This is a genomic window from Pinisolibacter sp. DMC19, assembly GCF_056313985.1.
Window position 1 is genome coordinate 117425 of record NZ_JBQUZF010000009.1, and the last position, 18173, is coordinate 135597.

13 protein-coding genes are annotated in these 18173 nt (G+C 67.3%); all 13 read right to left on the bottom strand.

Annotated elements, in window-relative coordinates; genetic code table 11:
• On the bottom strand, positions 1–1059 hold the full coding sequence (rfbB, locus tag ACT53U_RS18315) for a dTDP-glucose 4,6-dehydratase (RefSeq protein WP_476157252.1): 1059 nt from the start codon (positions 1057–1059) through the stop codon (positions 1–3).
• 37 nt (positions 1060–1096) lie between these two features.
• Positions 1097–1651, bottom strand: coding sequence for a dTDP-4-dehydrorhamnose 3,5-epimerase (rfbC, locus tag ACT53U_RS18320; RefSeq protein WP_476157253.1), 555 nt, complete (start codon positions 1649–1651; stop codon positions 1097–1099).
• Between the two features lie 102 nt (positions 1652–1753).
• A complete protein-coding gene (locus ACT53U_RS18325) occupies positions 1754–2890 on the bottom strand; it encodes an NAD(P)/FAD-dependent oxidoreductase (RefSeq protein WP_476157254.1) in 1137 nt (378 codons plus the stop codon).
• 16 nt (positions 2891–2906) lie between these two features.
• On the bottom strand, positions 2907–5345 hold the full coding sequence (gene gyrB / locus ACT53U_RS18330; RefSeq protein ID WP_476157256.1) for a DNA topoisomerase (ATP-hydrolyzing) subunit B: 2439 nt from the start codon (positions 5343–5345) through the stop codon (positions 2907–2909).
• A gap of 168 nt (positions 5346–5513) precedes the next feature.
• Positions 5514–6131 carry a LysE family translocator gene (locus ACT53U_RS18335; RefSeq protein ID WP_476157257.1) on the bottom strand — a complete coding sequence of 206 codons (618 nt, stop codon included), beginning with the start codon at positions 6129–6131 and terminating at the stop codon, positions 5514–5516.
• 165 nt (positions 6132–6296) lie between these two features.
• Complete coding sequence (gene eno, locus ACT53U_RS18340; RefSeq protein ID WP_476157259.1) at positions 6297–7574, bottom strand: phosphopyruvate hydratase; 1278 nt, start codon at positions 7572–7574, stop codon at positions 6297–6299.
• A gap of 39 nt (positions 7575–7613) precedes the next feature.
• Positions 7614–8420, bottom strand: coding sequence for a pyruvate formate-lyase-activating protein (gene pflA, locus ACT53U_RS18345; protein ID WP_476157261.1), 807 nt, complete (start codon positions 8418–8420; stop codon positions 7614–7616).
• Entirely contained in the window at positions 8407–10683 is a 2277-nt protein-coding gene (gene pflB, locus ACT53U_RS18350) for a formate C-acetyltransferase (protein ID WP_476157263.1), read from the bottom strand. The genes pflA and pflB overlap by 14 nt, the downstream gene beginning before the upstream one ends.
• Positions 10684–10827: 144 nt before the next feature.
• The gene (gene pyk / locus ACT53U_RS18355) at positions 10828–12291 is read right to left on the bottom strand and encodes a pyruvate kinase (RefSeq protein ID WP_476157265.1); all 1464 of its coding nucleotides are present in this window, start codon (positions 12289–12291) and stop codon (positions 10828–10830) included.
• A gap of 1 nt (position 12292) precedes the next feature.
• On the bottom strand, positions 12293–13300 hold the full coding sequence (gap, locus tag ACT53U_RS18360; RefSeq protein WP_476157267.1) for a type I glyceraldehyde-3-phosphate dehydrogenase: 1008 nt from the start codon (positions 13298–13300) through the stop codon (positions 12293–12295).
• Positions 13301–13435: 135 nt separating this feature from the next.
• Complete coding sequence (gene adhE / locus ACT53U_RS18365) at positions 13436–16135, bottom strand: bifunctional acetaldehyde-CoA/alcohol dehydrogenase (RefSeq protein WP_476157269.1); 2700 nt, start codon at positions 16133–16135, stop codon at positions 13436–13438.
• A gap of 387 nt (positions 16136–16522) precedes the next feature.
• Positions 16523–17587, bottom strand: a complete 1065-nt coding sequence (gene fba, locus ACT53U_RS18370; RefSeq protein WP_476157270.1) for a class II fructose-bisphosphate aldolase — start codon at positions 17585–17587, stop codon at positions 16523–16525.
• Positions 17588–17753: 166 nt separating this feature from the next.
• Positions 17754–18173 (bottom strand): fructose-specific PTS transporter subunit EIIC (locus ACT53U_RS18375; RefSeq protein ID WP_476157271.1); only part of this gene is annotated, 420 nt, incomplete at its 5' end.

The following is an 18173-nucleotide window of genomic DNA, read 5'->3' on the forward strand; positions in this document are numbered from 1 at the left end:
TCACTTCGCTCCGGTCAGCACGCCGAGCCGTTCGCCGGCATAGACCTTGTCGCGCAGCGGGCGCCACCAGGCCTCGTTGTCGAGATACCAGCGCACCGTCTTCTCGATGCCGCTCTCGAAGTTCTCCTGCGCCTTCCAGCCCAGTTCGGTCTCGAGCTTGGTCGCGTCGATCGCATAGCGCGCGTCGTGGCCGGGGCGATCGGTGACGAAGGTGATGAGGTCGGCGTGCGGGTGGTTCTTCGGCGCCAGCCGATCGAGGATCGCGCAGACGGTCCGGACCACGTCGATGTTCTTGCGCTCGTTGCGGCCGCCGACGTTGTAGGTCTCGCCGAGCCGGCCCTTCGAGGCGATCAGATGCAGCGCCCGGGCGTGATCCTCGACATAGAGCCAGTCGCGGATGTTGGAGCCGTCGCCGTAGACCGGCAGCGGCTTGCCGTGCATCGCGTTGAGGATCACGAGCGGGATCAGCTTCTCGGGGAAGTGATAGGGGCCGTAGTTGTTCGAGCAGTTGGAGACGACGGTCGGCAACCCGTAGGTCCGCCCCCAGGCGATCGCCAGATGATCCGACGCCGCCTTCGACGCCGAATAGGGCGAGGACGGATCGTAGGGCGTCGTCTCGGTGAAGAGCCCCTCGGCGCCGAGCGAGCCGTAGACCTCGTCGGTCGAGACGTGGAGGAAGCGGAAGTCGCGCTTTGCATCCCCCTCGAGCCCGTTCCAGAAATGGCGGGCGCTCTCGAGCAGGGTGAAGGTGCCCATCACGTTGGTGGTGACGAAGTCCGCCGCCCCGGTGATCGAACGATCGACGTGGCTCTCGGCGGCGAGATGATAGATCCGGTCGGGCCGAAAGCTCGCAAAGACCGCGTCGACCGCGGCGCGATCACAGATGTCGGCCTGGACGAAGCGATGGTTCGCGTGAGCCTCGACGGCGGCGAGGTTCCCGAGGTTGCCGGCATAGGTCAGCTTGTCGAGGGTCAGAACCTCGGCGCCGACCTCGGTGACCAGATGGCGCACCAGCGCCGACCCGATGAAGCCCGCCCCACCCGTCACCACGATCCGCATGAGAAACTCCCGATTGTCCGAAGGCAGGATGAAGGCGTCAGGCGAAGACGGTCCCGAGGTCGGCGAGCCGCGGCTGCACCCGATCCTTCGGCGACAGCACGGCCTCCGCCGCCGCGACCGGCCATTGGATGCCGAGCGCCGGATCGTCGAAGGCGAGCCCGCGATCGTGCTCGGGGCTGTAATAGTCGGTCACCAGATAGGCGATCTCACAGTCGTCCTCGAGCGTGCAGAAACCGTGGGCGAAACCCGCCGGGATCCACAGCTGACGGCCGTTCTCGGCCGAGAGTTCGAGCGTCGTGTGCTGCCCGAAGGTCGGCGACGAAGCGCGCAGATCGACCGCGACGTCGAGCACGCGCCCGCGCGGGCAGCGCACGAGCTTGCCCTGCGCCCGCGGTTCCAGCTGGAAATGCAGGCCGCGAACCGTGCCCTTCGGCTTCGAATAGGACTGATTGTGCTGGACGAAGCTCACGTCGGCGACCTTCGCGCGGAAGAGATCGTCGCGAAACACTTCCGAGAACCAGCCGCGCGCGTCGCCATGACGCTTCGGCGTGATCGCCACCAACCCGGCCGGCTCGAGGAACGAGAATTCCATGGGCCATTTCCCCCGCGTGCCGCAGCACCTTTCGGCCACCGGCGTCTCGAGCCCCTGTCTAGTGCAGGTCGGGCGACCGGCGCAACCCGTCGCTCGCGGCCCTCACGCCTCCGCACCGAGGCGGCTCGCCACCAGATCGCCGATCGCCAGCGACGAGGTCAGGCCCGGGCTCTCGATGCCGAGGAGCACGGCAAGCCCGGCGATGCCGTGATCGGCCGCCGTCTCGATCCGGAAGTCGGCCGCCGGTTCCCCCGGCCCCGACAGTTTCGGACGCACGCCGGAATAGTCCGGCACCAGTGCGCCGTCGGGAAGGCCCGGCCAGTAGCGGCGGATGGCGGCATAGAAGGTCTCGCCGCGCACCGGATCGACCGCGAAGTCGACCGCGTCGGCGTCGTCGCCCGAAAGCCATTCGACGTCGGGGCCGAAGCGCATCCGCCCGTCGAGCGCCAGCGTGAGGTGCGTGCCCAGCCCACCGTCGACCGGCGCCGGATAGATCAGCCGCGAGAACACCGGCTTGCCCGGATAGGAGAAGTAGGAGCCCTTGGCGAGGCGGAGCTTCGGCCGCCCCGGCGCCGCGACCCCGTCGAGCCGCGCCAGCACCGCGTGGCTCCACGGCCCGGCGGCGACCACCAGCGTCGTCGCCCGGACCGGCATCGCCGCGCCCTCGACGACGAAGTCGAGATCGAACGTCCCGTCCACGGCCCGCCCGCCGACGAAGTCGTGGCCGAGGAGCACCGCGCCGCCGCCCGCCTCGACGTCGCCCTGGAGCGCCAGCATGAACTGATGGGTGTCGAGGATGCCGGTCTCGGCGACCTCGAGGGCGGCGACCGCGTGGAGCTTCGGCTCGAGCGCGGCGACCGCCGCCCGGTCGAGCAGCCGGGTGTTCTCCACCCCGTTCTCGACCGCTCGCCGACCGATCCCCTCGATCGCCGCGATCTCGGCCTCGCTCGTCGCCACGACCAGCTTGCCGCATTTCCTGTGGCCGATGCCGCGCGCCTCGCAGAAGGCGTAGATCCGCCGGCGCCCCTCGACGCAGAGCCGATGCTTCAGGCTGCCGGTCGGGTAATAGATGCCGGAATGGATCACCTCGCTGTTGCGCGAGGAGATGCCGCACCCGATGATCGGCCCGCGCTCGAAGACGAAGACCTCGCGACCGCGTCGCGCCAGATCCGCCGCGATCGCCAAGCCGACGACGCCGCCGCCGATCACCGCGACGTCGATCTCCGTGCGCTCCGTCATCGGGACCCCCGCTGGCTCAGGCGTCGAGATTGGCGGTGAGCGCATTCTCGGTGATGAAGTCGCGGCGCGGCTCGACCTCGTCGCCCATCAGGCGGGTGAAGATCTCGCCGGCGTCGTCGGCTTCCTTGACGCGGACCTGGAGGAGCGAGCGGATGTTGGGATCGAGCGTCGTCTCCCACAGCTGCTCCGGGTTCATCTCGCCGAGACCCTTGTAGCGCTGCATGGCGATGCCCTTGCGACCCTGGGCGAAGACGGCGTCGAGCAGCTCGCCCGGACCGTGGACGACGGTCGTCGTCTCCTTGCGGCGCAGATGCGCCGGCCGGCCGAAGATCTCGGAGAGGCGGGCGGCATGGCCGTCGAGCTTGCGCGCGTCGAGCGAGCCGATCAGGCCGGCGTCGAGCGTACGGGTCTCGGCGACGCCGCGCAGCGTCCGCGTCACGACGATGCCACCGTCCTCGCCGACATGGCCCGACCAGCCCTGCTCGTAGGCGTCCGCCAGCACGTCGAGCCGCTCGGCGAGGCGCGTCGCGGCGGCCTCGGCCTTGGCGCGGTCGTCGAGCAGCGCCTTCGACAGCGCACCGGCGATCGCCGCCTGTTCGACGATGAACGGCAGATAGCGATGGTGCAGATTGTCGACGAGACTGCGGATCTGCCGCGCCTCCTCGATCAGGCCCTTGAGGTCGAGGCCGGCGATCTCCTCGCCGGACGCCAGCACCAGACGGGTGTCCTCGAGGCCCTGGTCGATCAGATAGTCCTCGAAGGCCTTCTGATCCTTCAGGTACTGCTCGGACTTGCCGCGCGTCACCTTGTAGAGCGGCGGCTGGGCGATGTAGAGATAGCCGCGGTCGATCAGTTCCGGCATCTGCCGATAGAAGAACGTCAAGAGCAGCGTGCGAATGTGCGCGCCGTCGACGTCCGCGTCGGTCATGATGATGATCTTGTGATAGCGGATCTTGTCGACGTTGAACTCGTCGGCGCCGATGCCGGTGCCGAGCGCGGTGATCAGCGTGCCGATCTGCTCCGACGACAGCATGCGGTCGAAACGCGCGCGTTCGACGTTGAGGATCTTGCCGCGCAGCGGCAGCACCGCCTGGTTCTCGCGGTTGCGGCCCTGCTTGGCGGAGCCACCGGCCGAGTCACCCTCGACGATGAAGAGTTCGGACTTGGCCGGATCCTTCTCGGAACAATCAGCGAGCTTGCCCGGCAGCGAGGCGACGTCGAGCACGCCCTTGCGGCGGGTGAGTTCGCGCGCACGCCGCGCCGCGTCGCGCGCCGCCGCCGCCTCGATCACCTTGCCGACGACCGTGCGGGCCTCGGAGGGATGTTCCTCGAACCAGGTCGACAGCGCCTCGTTGAGCAGGTTCTCGACGACGGGACGGACTTCCGAGGAGACCAGCTTGTCCTTGGTCTGCGACGAGAACTTCGGGTCCGGCACCTTGACGGAGAGGACGCAGGTGAGACCCTCGCGGCAGTCTTCGCCCGAGAGCGAGACCTTTTCCTTCTTCATCAGGCCGGAGGCGTCGGCATAGCCGGTCACCTGACGGGTCAGCGAGGCGCGGAAGCCGGCGAGATGGGTGCCGCCGTCGCGCTGCGGGATGTTGTTGGTGAAGCACAGCGTCTGCTCGTGGTAGCTGTCGTTCCACCACATCGCGCATTCGACGGTGATGCCGTCCTTCTCGCTCTTGGTGTAGAGCGGCGCCGGCACGACGGCCTTCTTGGCGCGATCGAGGTACTTCACGAATTCGACCAGACCGCCCTCGTAGTGCAGCTTCTGCACCACGGTCTCCGGTCCGCGCCGGTCCTCGAGCGTGATGTTGACGCCCGAATTCAGGAACGCCAGCTCGCGCAGGCGATGCTCCAGCGTGGCGAAATCGAAGTCGGTCTTGGTGAAGGTCTCCGACGACGGCAGGAAGGTCACCTCGGTGCCGCGGCGCCCGGGCGCCGGGCCGACCACCTTGAGATCCTCGTCCGGCACGCCGTGGCGGAACACCATGTGGTGCTCCTTGTCGTCGCGCCAGATGCGCAGGTCGAGCTGGACGGAGAGCGCGTTGACCACCGAGACGCCGACGCCGTGCAGACCGCCCGAGACCTTGTAGGAATTCTGGTCGAACTTACCGCCGGCGTGCAGCTGCGTCATGATGACGTTGGCCGCCGAAACGCCCTCTTCGTGATGGATGTCGGTCGGGATGCCGCGACCGTCGTCGCGCACCGTCACCGAGCCGTCGGCGTTGAGGCCGACGTAGACCTCCGTCGCCCAGCCCGCCAGCGCCTCGTCGATGGCGTTGTCGACCACCTCGTAGACCATGTGGTGCAGGCCCGAGCCGTCGTCGGTGTCGCCGATGTACATGCCGGGGCGTTTGCGGACCGCATCGAGACCCTTCAGCACCTTGATGGAATCGGCGCCGTATTCGTCCGCGCCGTTCTTGGAACGGCCGTCGTCTCGGATGTCGCTCATGGGTCCTGGGTCACTTTCTTCGAGGTCGTGCGGAGAGATCTTCTACCCGCTCGCGCGCGCACGTTCAAACGCCCTGCGAGGGCGCGAAATGAGCTTGTGGATTCAACGGGTTGATTCCGGCCGAAAGATGACCCCCGGGCCCTCTCTCGTCGGCGAATCGCTTCTCTCTCAGCGCGTCGCCACCGCGACCGCCGCGCCGACCATCATCGTGCCCGCCGTGCGGTCGAGAATACGCCGTGCGCCGGCGTCGCGGAAGAAGCCGCGTGCCTTGGCGGCGAGCCCGGCATAGACCGCCCCGACGATCGCCAGATCGACGAAGACGATCGCCGCGAGTTCGAGGAAGCCGACCGGCGTGAGCCGTCCCAGATCGATCACGGACGGCAGCAGCGCCATGTAGAAGACGATGGTCTTGGGATTGCCGAGCGTCAGCACCAGCCCGCCGATCGTCACCCGCAGGAACGAGCGCTGCGCGCCCCTCTCCGCCGAAACCTCGTCGGCCTGCGGCTTCGCCGTCCACAGCTGGAAGGCGAGGAAGACGAGATAGGCCGCACCCGCCCACTTCACGACGGTGAAGACGGTCTCGAACGTGTTGGCGAGCGCCGCGAGGCCGAGAGCGGCGCAGGCGAGGAAGGTCAGATCGCCGAGGATCATGCCGAGCACCAGCGGCAGCGTACCGCGAAACCCGACCGCCAGCGCCCGCGCCACCACGGCCGTCATGCCGGGCCCCGGCAGGAAGGCGGCGATCGTCAACGCTATGGTGAAGGCGAGAAGGGTGGTCGGTTCCATGCGGGCATCCTCGGCTCGGGGGAGGCGGATGGTGCGCCGAGACGCGCGATCGTGCAAGGCGATGCCGTGCCCTTCCCTCGCCTCTCCGAAAACGAAGACGGCGGCCCAAAGGCCGCCGTCGTCTTTCATCCGGTCTCGAGGCTCACGCCTCGAGGATCGACAGGCTCACGCCTTGAGGATCGACAGACCCGCGTAGCGCGCGGCGTCGCCGAGCTGTTCCTCGATGCGGAGCAGCTGGTTGTACTTGGCGAGCCGGTCCGAACGGGCGAGCGAGCCGGTCTTGATCTGTCCGCAGTTGGTCGCGACCGCCAGATCCGCAATGGTCGAATCCTCGGTCTCGCCCGAGCGATGCGACATCACCGCGGTGTAGCCGGCCTTGTGCGCCATCTCGACCGCCTCGAGCGTCTCGGTCAGCGAGCCGATCTGGTTGACCTTGACCAGGATCGAGTTGGCCGTGCCCGACTTGATGCCCTGGGCGAGACGCGTGGAGTTCGTCACGAACAGATCGTCGCCGACCAGCTGCACCTTGTCGCCGATCAGGTCGGTCAGATACTTCCAGCCCTCCCAGTCGTCCTCGGCCATGCCGTCTTCGATCGAGATGATCGGATAGGCGGCGGCGAGCTTGGCGAGATACTTGGCCTGGGCCTTGGAATCGCGGGTCTTCTTCTCGCCTTCGTAGACGTACTTGCCGTCCTTGAAGAACTCGGTCGAGGCGCAGTCGGCGGCGAGGTACACGTCCTTGCCCGGCGCGTAGCCGGCCTTCTCGATCGCCGCCATGACAAAGTCGAGTGCCGCTTCCGCCGACTTCAGGTTCGGCGCGAAGCCGCCCTCGTCGCCGACGTTGGTGTTGTGACCGGCCTTCTTCAGCTCGCTCTTCAGCGTGTGGAAGATCTCGGCGCCGGCGCGCAGACCCTCGGCGAAGGTCGGCAGACCCGCCGGCATGATCATGAATTCCTGGAAGTCGATCGGATTGTCGGCATGCACGCCGCCGTTGATGATGTTCATCATCGGCACCGGCAGGACGCGGGCGTTGGGGCCGCCGACGTAGCGGTAGAGCGGCAGACCGGCCGCTTCCGCCGCCGCCTTGGCCACCGCCAGCGACACGCCGAGGATGGCGTTGGCGCCGAGACGGGCCTTGTTGGACGTGCCGTCGAGCTCGATCATCGCGGTGTCGATGGCGATCTGGTCCTCGGCCTCCCAGCCGACGATCGTCTCGGCGAGCTCGCCGTTGACCGCTTCGACGGCCTTGAGCACGCCCTTGCCGAGATAGACCGACTTGTCGCCGTCGCGCAGTTCGACCGCCTCGTGGGCACCGGTGGAGGCGCCCGACGGAACGGCGGCGCGGCCGAAGGAGCCGTCTTCGAGGACGACGTCCACCTCGACGGTGGGATTGCCGCGGCTGTCGAGAATCTGGCGCGCCGAAATGTCGACGATGGTGGTCATGTGAATCTCCCTGGAAAGGACGCCCGACCGGGCGAGGTGTCACGCGGTCATCAGACCGCGACTGCGGAAGACGTCTCGCACGCGCTCTGTGAGCTCGTGTGACGGCGGTTCTGTGTCGGCGAGCGAATAGGGGATCCCCTCGGCCTGCCACTTGAACTCGCCCAGCTTGTGGAAGGGCAGCACGTCGACCCGCTCGACGTTGCCGAGCCCGGCGGAGAAGGTCGCCAGCCCCTCGATCTCGTCGAACTTGTCGGTCAGCCCCGGTACCAGCACGTAACGCAGCCAGACGGGCTTGGCCATCGCCGCCAGCCGGCGGGCGAAGGCGAGCGTCGGCTCCAGCGCCACGCCGGTCAGATCCTGATAGGTCTCTTCCGAGAAGGCCTTGATGTCGAGCAGCACCAGATCGACGTCGGCGAGCAGGTCGTCGGTCGCATGGGCGCCGAGGAAACCCGCCGTGTCGAGCGCGGTGTGGAGGCCCATCTCCTTGGCGCCGCGCAGGATGGCGTGGGTGAAGTCGGGCTGCACCAGCGGCTCGCCGCCGGACAGCGTCAGACCGCCCTTGGCGTGGATCAGGAACTTGGCATAGCGGGCGAGCTCGTCGAGCACCTCCTTGGAGGTGGTCGGACGGCCGTGGTGCATGTGCCAGCTGTCGGGATTGTGGCAGTAGCGGCAGCGGAGCAGACAGCCCGCCAGAAACAGCACGTGGCGGATGCCCGGACCGTCGACGGCACCGCCGGTTTCGGTCGAGTGGATCCAACCACGGATCGCCGGGCGCTTCGCGCGCAGGCCCGAAGGCTTGCGCGCGGAGCTTTCCCAACCGGCGGTGGGGCGATCAGTTGAGTCCATGGAACGTCCGCGAGATGACGTCGAGCTGCTGCTCGCGCGTCAGCTTGACGAAGTTCACGGCATAGCCGGACACGCGAATGGTCAGCTGCGGATACTTCTCGGGATGATCCATCGCGTCCATCAGCGTCTCGCGATCGAAGACGTTGACGTTGATGTGATGGCCGCCCTGGAAGAAGTAGCCGTCGAGGAGACCGGTGATGTTGTCGATCCGGCTCTGCTCGTCGTTGCCGAGCGCCGAGGGAACGATGGTGAAGGTGTAGGAGATGCCGTCCTGCGAGTGTTCGTAGGGCAGCTTCGCCACCGACGCCATCGAGGCGACCGGACCCAGCGCGTCACGACCGTGCATCGGGTTGGCACCCGGCGCGAAGGGCTCGCCGGCGCGACGACCGTCCGGCGTGTTGCCGGTCTTCTTGCCGTAGACCACGTTGGAGGTGATCGTCAGCACCGACTGCGTCGGCATCGCGTTGCGATAGGTCTTCTGCTTGCGGATGCAGTTCATGAAGGTCTCGACCAGCCACACGGCGATCTCGTCGACCCGGTCGTCGTTGTTGCCGAAGGCCGGCCATTCGCCTTCCCGCTCGAAGTCGACGGCGATGCCGCGCTCGTCACGGATCGGCTTGACCTTGGCGTACTTGATCGCCGAGAGGCTGTCGGCGGCGACCGACAGGCCGGCGATGCCGCAGGCCATGGTGCGCAGGATGTCGCGATCGTGCAGCGCCATCTCGATCCGCTCGTACATGTACTTGTCATGCATGTAGTGAATCGAGTTCAGCGCGCCGACGTAGACCTTGGCGAGCCATTCCATCATCGGCACGAGCTTCGCCTTGACGTCGTCGAAGTCGAGCACGTCGCCGCTGACCGCCGCGAAGGTCGGACCGACCTGTTCGCCCGACTTCTCGTCACGGCCGCCGTTGATCGCGTAGAGCAGCGTCTTGGCGAGGTTGGCGCGGGCACCGAAGAACTGCATCTGCTTGCCGATCCGCATGGCGGAGACGCAGCAGGCGATGCCGTAGTCGTCGCCCCAGTAGGGACGCATCAGGTCGTCGTTCTCGTACTGGATCGACGAGGTGTCGATCGAGGTCTTGGCGCAATAGTCCTTGAAGCCCTGCGGCAGCTTCTCCGACCACAGAACCGTCAGGTTCGGCTCCGGCGCCGGGCCGAGGGTGGTCAGCGTGTGCAGGAAGCGGAAGGACGAACGGGTGACGAGCGGACGGCCGTCGAGGCCCATGCCGCCGATCGATTCCGTCACCCAGGTGGGATCGCCCGAGAACAGCTGGTCGTATTCCGGCGTGCGCAGGAAGCGGACGATGCGCAGCTTCATCACGAAATGGTCGATCAGCTCCTGGGCGCCGGCCTCGTCGAGCACGCCTTCGTCGAGATCACGCTCGATGTAGACGTCGAGGAAGGACGACACGCGGCCGAGCGACATGGCGGCGCCGTTCGCCTCCTTGACCGCCGCCAGATAGGCGAAATAGGTCCACTGCACCGCTTCGCGGGCGTTCTCGGCCGGACGCGAGACGTCGCAGCCGTATTTCGCCGCCATCGCGACGAGTTCCTTCAGCGCGCGGATCTGCTCGGCGATCTCCTCGCGCAGACGCAGCACGTCCTCGGACAGCACGTCGAGTTCGAGGCTCGCACCTTGCGCCTTCTTGTCCTCGATCAGGCGGGCGACGCCGTAGAGCGCGACGCGGCGATAGTCGCCGATGATGCGACCGCGGCCGTAGGCGTCCGGCAGGCCGGTGATGACGCCCGACTTGCGGCACTTCAGCGCCTCAGGGGTGTAGACGTCGAAGACGCCGTCGTTGTGGCTCTTGCGGACGTTCGGAAACACCTCCGCGAGCCAGGGCTGACCCTGGAAGCCATAGGCTTCGAGGCCGTTCTTGACCATGCGCCAGCCGCCGAACGGCATGATCGCGCGCTTCAGCGGCGCATCGGTCTGCAGGCCTACGATCTGCTCGAGGTCACGGTCGATGTAGCCGGCACCGTGGCTGACGATCGAGGAGATCACCGAACCGTCGACGTCGAGAACGCCGCCCTTGGCGCGCTCGGCGGCGAGGACTTCCTTGAGCTTCGTCCACAGCGCCTCGGTGCGCGCGGTCGCCGGCGCGAGGAAGCTCGCGTCGCCCTCGTAGGGCAGGACGTTGCGCTGGATGAAGTCGCGCACGTCGATCGCCCGGCTCCAGGAACCGGGCACGAAACCCCGCCAGGGGTCGACCCGGTCGGTGGTGGTTGCATCGGCGACGTCGCGAGAATGGATGTTCATGGTCCCGAACCTCGTTTCGGCGTTCGCCCTCTCCTGAGGCGACCGCACTGGCTCCCTGTCGACTTTCATCCTAATACTTTCGGACTAAAGTCATCATACGTGTTGTCCCGTGATCGTGATGCAGGCGAACATGCCCGTCATGCATCATGCGCCGACCGTGGCGATCCTCAAGACATTCGTCGAGCCGGTGACGCCGTCGCCGGCCGTCACCACGATCAGGTCGCCGTCACGCGCGATTCCCTCGGCCTTCACCGCTGCCACGGCGGCATCGATCTTGGCCCGGAACCCGTCCGGCACCGTCGCGACCACCGAGTGGACGCCGTAGGCGAGCATCATACGCCGAGATATGGCGATCGAACGAGCAAAACACAGGATCGGCACGTCGGGACGTTCGCGCGACGCCCGCAGCGTCGTCGAACCCGACGTCGTGTAGGTGACGATCGCCGCCGCGCCGATCGCCTGGGCGACGCCGTGCGCCGCCACGGTGATGGCGTCGGAGGGCGAGGCCCGTTCGACGTCGCGGTGCTGGGCATCGATCATCTGGCGATGGGCGGGATCGCGCTCGACCCGCTCGGCGATGCGATTCATGATCGTCACCGCCTCGATCGGATAGGCACCCGCCGCCGTCTCGGCCGACAGCATCACCGCGTCGGCACCGTCGAAGATGGCGGTGGCGACGTCGGAGGCCTCGGCGCGGGTCGGCGCCGGTGCGGTGATCATCGATTCCAGCATCTGGGTGGCGACGATCACCGGCTTGCCGGCGCGGCGCGCCTCGCGGACGATCCGCTTCTGCAGGCCCGGCACGTCCTCGGGCGGCATTTCCACGCCGAGGTCGCCGCGCGCCACCATGATGCCGTCGCAGAGATCGACGATCGCTTCGAGATGATCGATCGCCTGCGGCTTCTCGATCTTGGCGAGCAGCGCCGCCCGGTCGCCGACGAGGCCGCGGGCCTCCTCGACGTCGGCGGGACGCTGGACGAAGGAGAGCGCCACCCAGTCGACACCGGCGTCGAGCGCGAAGGCGAGGTCGGCGCGGTCTTTGGGTGTCAGCGCCGAGATCGGCAGGGCGACGCCGGGGACGTTGACGCCCTTGCGGTCGGAGAGCGCGGTGCCGGAGATCACGCGAGTGTCGGCGAAATCGGGGCCGCAGGCGGTCACTTCCAGCCGCACCTTGCCGTCGTCGAGCAGCAGCTCGGCGCCGGGCACCAGGGCGGCGAAGATCTCGGGATGCGGCATGCCCACCCGGGTCTCGTCGCCCGGATTGGCCTTGTCGAGGTCGAGGCGGAAGGCCTGACCTTCGCGGAGGGCGATCTTGCCCGCCGCGAAGGTCGAGAGCCGCAGCTTCGGCCCCTGCAGGTCGGCCAGCACGGCGATCGGGCGGCCGGTCTTCACTTCCAGATCACGGATGATCCGGAGGCGCTGCAGGTGATCCTCGTGAGCGCCGTGGCTGAAGTTGAGGCGGAAGACGTCGACGCCGCTCTCGAAGAGGGCAGCGATGATGCCCGCGTCGGACGACGCCGGACCCAGGGTCGCCACGATCTTGGTGCGGCGCTTGCGCAGGATGCGGCCGGCCGTCTCGGCCACGAAGCTTTCACGAGGCGCGTTCATCTCAGATCAGGGCTCCCATGGCGACGGCCGTGTCGGCCATGCGGTTCGAGAAGCCCCACTCGTTGTCGTACCACGAGAGGACCGACACGAAGGTGCCGTCCATGACCTTGGTCTGGTCGGTGTGGAAGATCGACGAGTGCGGATCGTGGTTGAAGTCCGACGAGACGTTCTTGTCGTCGGTGTAGCCGAGGATGCCCTTCAGCCCGCCGTTGGCGGCGGCGCGGATGGCGTCGTTGATCTCGGCGACCGTGGTGGCGCGCTTGGCGATGAACTTGAGGTCGACCACCGACACGTTCGGGGTCGGCACGCGCACCGCGAAGCCGTCGAGCTTGCCCTTGAGTTCCGGCAGCACCAGGCCGACGGCCTTGGCCGCACCGGTCGAGGTCGGGATCATGCTGAGGGCCGCCGCGCGGGCGCGGTAGAGGTCCTTGTGCATGGTGTCGAGGGTCGGCTGATCACCCGTGTAGGAGTGGATCGTCGTCATCATGCCCTTCTCGATGCCGATCGTGTCGTTCAGCACCTTGGCGAAGGGCGACAGACAGTTGGTCGTGCACGAGGCGTTGGAGACGATCAGATGATCCTTCGTCAGCTTGTCGTGGTTGACGCCGTAGACCACCGTCAGGTCGGCGTTCTCGCCGGGGGCCGAGATCAGCACGCGCTTGGCGCCGGCGGTCAGGTGGGCGGCGGCCTTCTCCTTGGCGGTGAAGAGGCCGGTGCACTCGAGCGCGATGTCGACGCCGAGTTCCTTCCAGGGAAGGGTCGAGGGATCGCGCACGGCGGTCACCTTGATCGGGCCGCGGCCGACGTCGATGGTGTCGCCGGCGACCGTCACGGTGCCGGGGAAGCGACCGTGGACCGAGTCGTAGCGGACGAGGTGCGCATTGGTCTCGACCGGGCCGAGATCGTTGATGGCGACGACCTCGATGTCGGTACGGCCGGACTCGACGATGGCGCGGAGCACGTTGCGACCGATGCGACCGAAACCGTTGATGGCGACACGAACAGCCATGGAATTTCCTCCTGAGAGATCAGCATGTCCCGGCGAGGGACGGAAACATCGAAGATGCGAGGGGGCACGCATCCCCGCCGACCGGACCCGCACCCTGGGGCGAATGGGCCGGTGCGGCCGACGGGGACGCGGTTCTCATTCGGCCGCCTTGCGGCCACCCTTCTTCGGCGCCGGATCGGAGGCGACGACGACCGGCTTGGCGGCGATCACTTCCGGGGCCTCGACATAGGCGCGGCCGTAGTAGCTGGCGACGAGCAGGCTCTCGAGCTCGGAGATCAGCGGGAAGCGCGGGTTGGCGCCGGTGCACTGATCGTCGAAGGCCTCGACCGCGATCTTCTTGACGGCGGCCAGGAAGTCGGCCTCCGCCACACCCGCCGCCTGGATCGACGGCTGGATGCCGAGGTGGGCCTTGAGGCCGTCCACCCAGGCGACCAGCTTCTCGACCTTGGCGCCGGTGCGGTCGCCCGCCTCCGTCAGACCCAGGTGATCGGCGATCTCGGCATAGCGGCGACGGGCCTGCGGCCGGTCGTACTGCGAGAAGGCGGTCTGCTTGGTCGGGTTGTCGACCGCGTTGAAGCGGATGACGTTGGAGATCAGCAACGCGTTGGCGAGGCCGTGCGGCAGGTGGAAGGCCGCGCCGAGCTTGTGCGCCATCGAATGGCAGACGCCGAGGAAGGCGTTGGCGAAGGCGACGCCGGCGATGGTGGCACCCGAGTGCACCTTCTCACGCGCCACCGCATTGGCGGCACCCTCGGTGTAGGAGGCCGGCAGATACTCCTTCAGCAGCTTCAGCGCCTGGAGCGCCTGACCGTCGGAGAACTCGTTGGCCATCACCGAGACATAGGCCTCGAGCGCATGGGTCACCGCGTCGATGCCGCCGAAGGCGGTGAGCGACTTCGGGAGATTCATCACGAAGTTGGCGTCGACGACGGCCATCGTCGGGGTGATCTCGTAGTCGGCGAGCGGATACTTCATGCCCTTGGTGTCGTCGGTGACGACGGCGAAGGGGGTGACTTCCGAGCCGGTGCCCGAGGTCGTCGGGATGGCGACCATCTCGGCCTTCACGCCCATCTTCGGGAACTTGTAGATGCGCTTGCGGATGTCCATGAAGCGCAGGGCGAGGTCCTCGAAGTGGACGTCGGGGTGCTCGTACATCACCCAGATGATCTTGGCGGCGTCCATCGGCGAGCCGCCGCCGAAGGCGACGATCAGGTCGGGCTTGAAGGCGGCCGCACGCTCGGCACCCTTCTTCACCGCGGTCAGGGTCGGATCGGCCTCGACGTCGGCGAAGACCTCGACCTCGATGCCGTTCTTCTTCAAGAGGCCGATGATCTCGTCGGCCATGCCGGTCTGGAACAGGAAGCGATCGGTGACCAGAAGCGCGCGCTTCTTGCCCTCGAGATCCTTCATCGCCTCGACGATCGCGCCGCGACGGAAATAGATCGACTTGGGGAGCTTGTGCCAGAGCATGTTCTCGGCCCGCTTCGCCACCGTCTTCTTGTTGATCAGGTGCTTCGGCCCGACGTTGTCGGAGATGGAGTTGCCACCCCACGAGCCGCACCCGAGCGTCAGCGACGGCGCCAGGTTGAAGTTGTAGAGATCGCCGATGCCGCCGTGCGACGAGGGCGTGTTGATCAGGATGCGGGCGGTCTTCATCCGCTCGCCGAAGGCCATCACCCGCTCGGGATGACGGTCCTGGTCGGTGTAGAGCACCGAGGTGTGGCCGATGCCGCCGAGCGCCACCAGTTCGGCCGCGGCGTCGAGGGCGGCGGCGAAGTCGGCGCGGCGATAGAGCGCCAGCGTCGGCGACAGCTTCTCGTGGGCGAAGGGCTCCTCGTCGCCGACGGTCTCGACCTCGCCGATCAGCACCTTGGTGGTGGCCGGCACGGTGACGCCGGCGCGCGCGGCGATCTTGACCGCCGACTGGCCGACCACGTCGGCCGAGAGATGGCCGTTCGGGAACACCACGCGACGCACCTTCTCCAGTTCGTCGGGCGACAGGATGTAGCCGCCGTGGGTGGAGAAGCGCTCGCGCACCGCGTCGTAGACCGACGAGACCGCCACGACCGCCTGCTCGGAGGCGCAGATCATGCCGTTGTCGAAGGTCTTGGACATCAGGATCGAGGCGACGGCGCGCTTGATGTCGGCGTGCTCGTCGATGACCACCGGCGCGTTGCCGGCGCCGACGCCGATCGCCGGCTTGCCCGACGAATAAGCCGCCTTGACCATGGCCGGACCGCCGGTCGCCAGGATCAGGTTGATCTCCGGGTGCTTCATCAGCGCGTTGGAGAGCTCGACCGAGGGGGTGTCGATCCAGCCGATGATGTCGGCAGGCGCTCCGGCGGCGATCGCCGCGTCGAGCACCAGCTTGGCGGCGGCGCAGGTGGCGAACTTGGCGCGCGGATGGGGCGAGAAGACGATGCCGTTGCGGGTCTTCAGCGCAATCAGCGACTTGAAGATCGCGGTCGAGGTCGGGTTGGTCGTCGGCACGATGCCGCAGATCAGGCCGATCGGCTCGGCGATGGTGACGGTGCCGCCGACGGTGTCCTCGGCGACGATGCCACAGGTCTTCTCGTCCTTGTAGGCGTTGTAGATGTATTCGGAGGCGAAGTGGTTCTTCACCACCTTGTCCTCGACCACGCCCATGCCGGTCTCCTCGGCCGCCATCATGGCGAGCGGGATGCGGGCATCGGCCGCGGCGAAGGCGGCGGCGCGGAAGATCGCGTCCACCTTCTCCTGGTCGAACGTGGCGTAGACCGCCTGGGCGGCCTTCACGCGTGCGACGAGGGCGTCGAGTTCGATGAGCGACGACACGGGCATTTCTGGGCTCCTCATGGATCGCCGAGGGCGGGCATTTTGCCTCTCGCCACCGGCGGCGACCCGAACCTCCGGGCCGCGGCGGCGCACGCCTGTCGTGCGCCGGATGTTCGCGAAGATACGCTGTTTTCTCGGCGTCTTCGACTTTCCTCTAATGAAAACGATTTCAGCCCTTCACGCAAGAGGCCGAAGACCCGGAACGAGCCAAATGCGTATTCGCACCTAGCATTCGCGGCAGTACTCGCCGACCAGCCATGCGGAAACCGCGTCGCTCGTGATGAAAACGTTTTCATTGCATCCGTTCACATCCGCGTTTATCCGACCCCGTGACGCGAATCCCCGCCGCGTGGGTCACGCGACGGGGACAGGGTGCGGGGCGAAGATGTCGGAGCGACGACGTGTCGCTCAGGCGACGGCACGCGGCAGCGAGCCGTCCTTGTAGCGCGCGGCCATCGCCGACAGCGGCACGGGGTCGATCTTGGAGGCCTGGCCTGCCGCGCCGAACTGCTCGTAACGCGTCTTGCACAGCGCCTTCATCGCCGCCATGGCGGGCTTCATGTAGGTGCGCGGGTCGAACTCGCCGGGCTTCTCGGCGAAGACCTTGCGGATCTGGCCGGTGATCGCCATGCGGCAGTCGGTGTCGATGTTGACCTTGCGCACGCCGTGGCGCGACGCCTCGAGGATCTCCTCGATCGGCACGCCGAAGGTCTGGGGCATCTCGCCGCCGTAGGCGTTGATGATGTCCTGCAGCTCCTGCGGCACCGACGACGAGCCGTGCATGACGAGATGCAGACCCGGCGCCCGCTTGTTGATCTCCTTGACCACGTGCAGGGCCAGGATGTCGCCGTCGGGCTTGCGGGTGAACTTGTAGGCGCCGTGCGAGGTGCCCATGGCGATGGCGAGCGCGTCGACGCCGGTCGCCTTGACGAAGGCCACCGCCTGATCGGGATCGGTCAGGAGCTGGGAGTGATCGAGCACGCCCTCGGCGCCGTGACCGTCCTCCTTCTCGCCCATGCCGGTCTCGAGGGAGCCGAGCACGCCGAGTTCACCTTCGACCGAGACGCCGACCATGTGCGAGGTCTCGACCACCTTGGAGGTGATCATCACGTTGTGGTCGAAGTCCGCCGGCGTCTTGCCGTCGGGCATCAGCGAGCCGTCCATCATCACCGACGAGAAGCCGTTGACGACCGCCGAGAAACAGGTCTCCGGCGAGTTGCCGTGATCCTGATGCATGCATACCGGGATCTTCGGATAGAGCTCGATCGCCGCCTGGATCAGGTGCTTCAGGACGATGTCGTTGGCGAAGGCACGCGCACCGCGGCTCGCCTGCAGGATCACCGGAGCATCGGCTTCCGCCGCCGCGCCCATGACCGAGAGCATCTGTTCCATGTTGTTGATGTTGAAGGCGGGCAGCGCATAGCCGTGCTCGGCGGCATGGTCGAGCAGCTGGCGCAGGGAGACGAGAGCCATCGTTCGAACTCCTTCCGGGGGTTCGTTGCAGGGAAGACGAATTGCGTGGGGTGCGAAGCGTCCGGGCCGACCGAGCCGGCGGGAGAGGCCGCCGGGCGGTGAACCGTCCGGCAGGCTGGCGAGAGCCGGGCGGACGTGCCGCCCGGCTCTGCGTGTCTCGAAGTCCTCACGCGGCCTTGGGCTTGAGGATGCGGAGCATGACGGCGGAGACGATGGTGCCGGCGACGATGGCGATCACGTAGCCCGCGAGATGGGTGACGGCATTCGGGATCGGCAGGACGAAGATGCCGCCGTGCGGGACCTTCAGCTCGGCGCCGACGCCCATCGAGATCATGCCGGCGAGCGCGGAGCCCGCCATCAGCGACGGGATGACCCGCAGCGGATCCTTGGCCGCGAAAGGGATCGCGCCTTCGGTGATGAAGGAGATGCCGAGGAAGAAGGCGGCGTTGCCGGCCTCGCGCTCGTCTTCGTTGAAGCGATCGGCGAAGAGCTTGGTGGCGAGCGCCAGAGCGAGCGGCGGGGTCATGCCGGCGGCCATGGCGGCGGCCATCGGGCCGTAGACCGCGTTGTCGGCCGAGGCGATCAG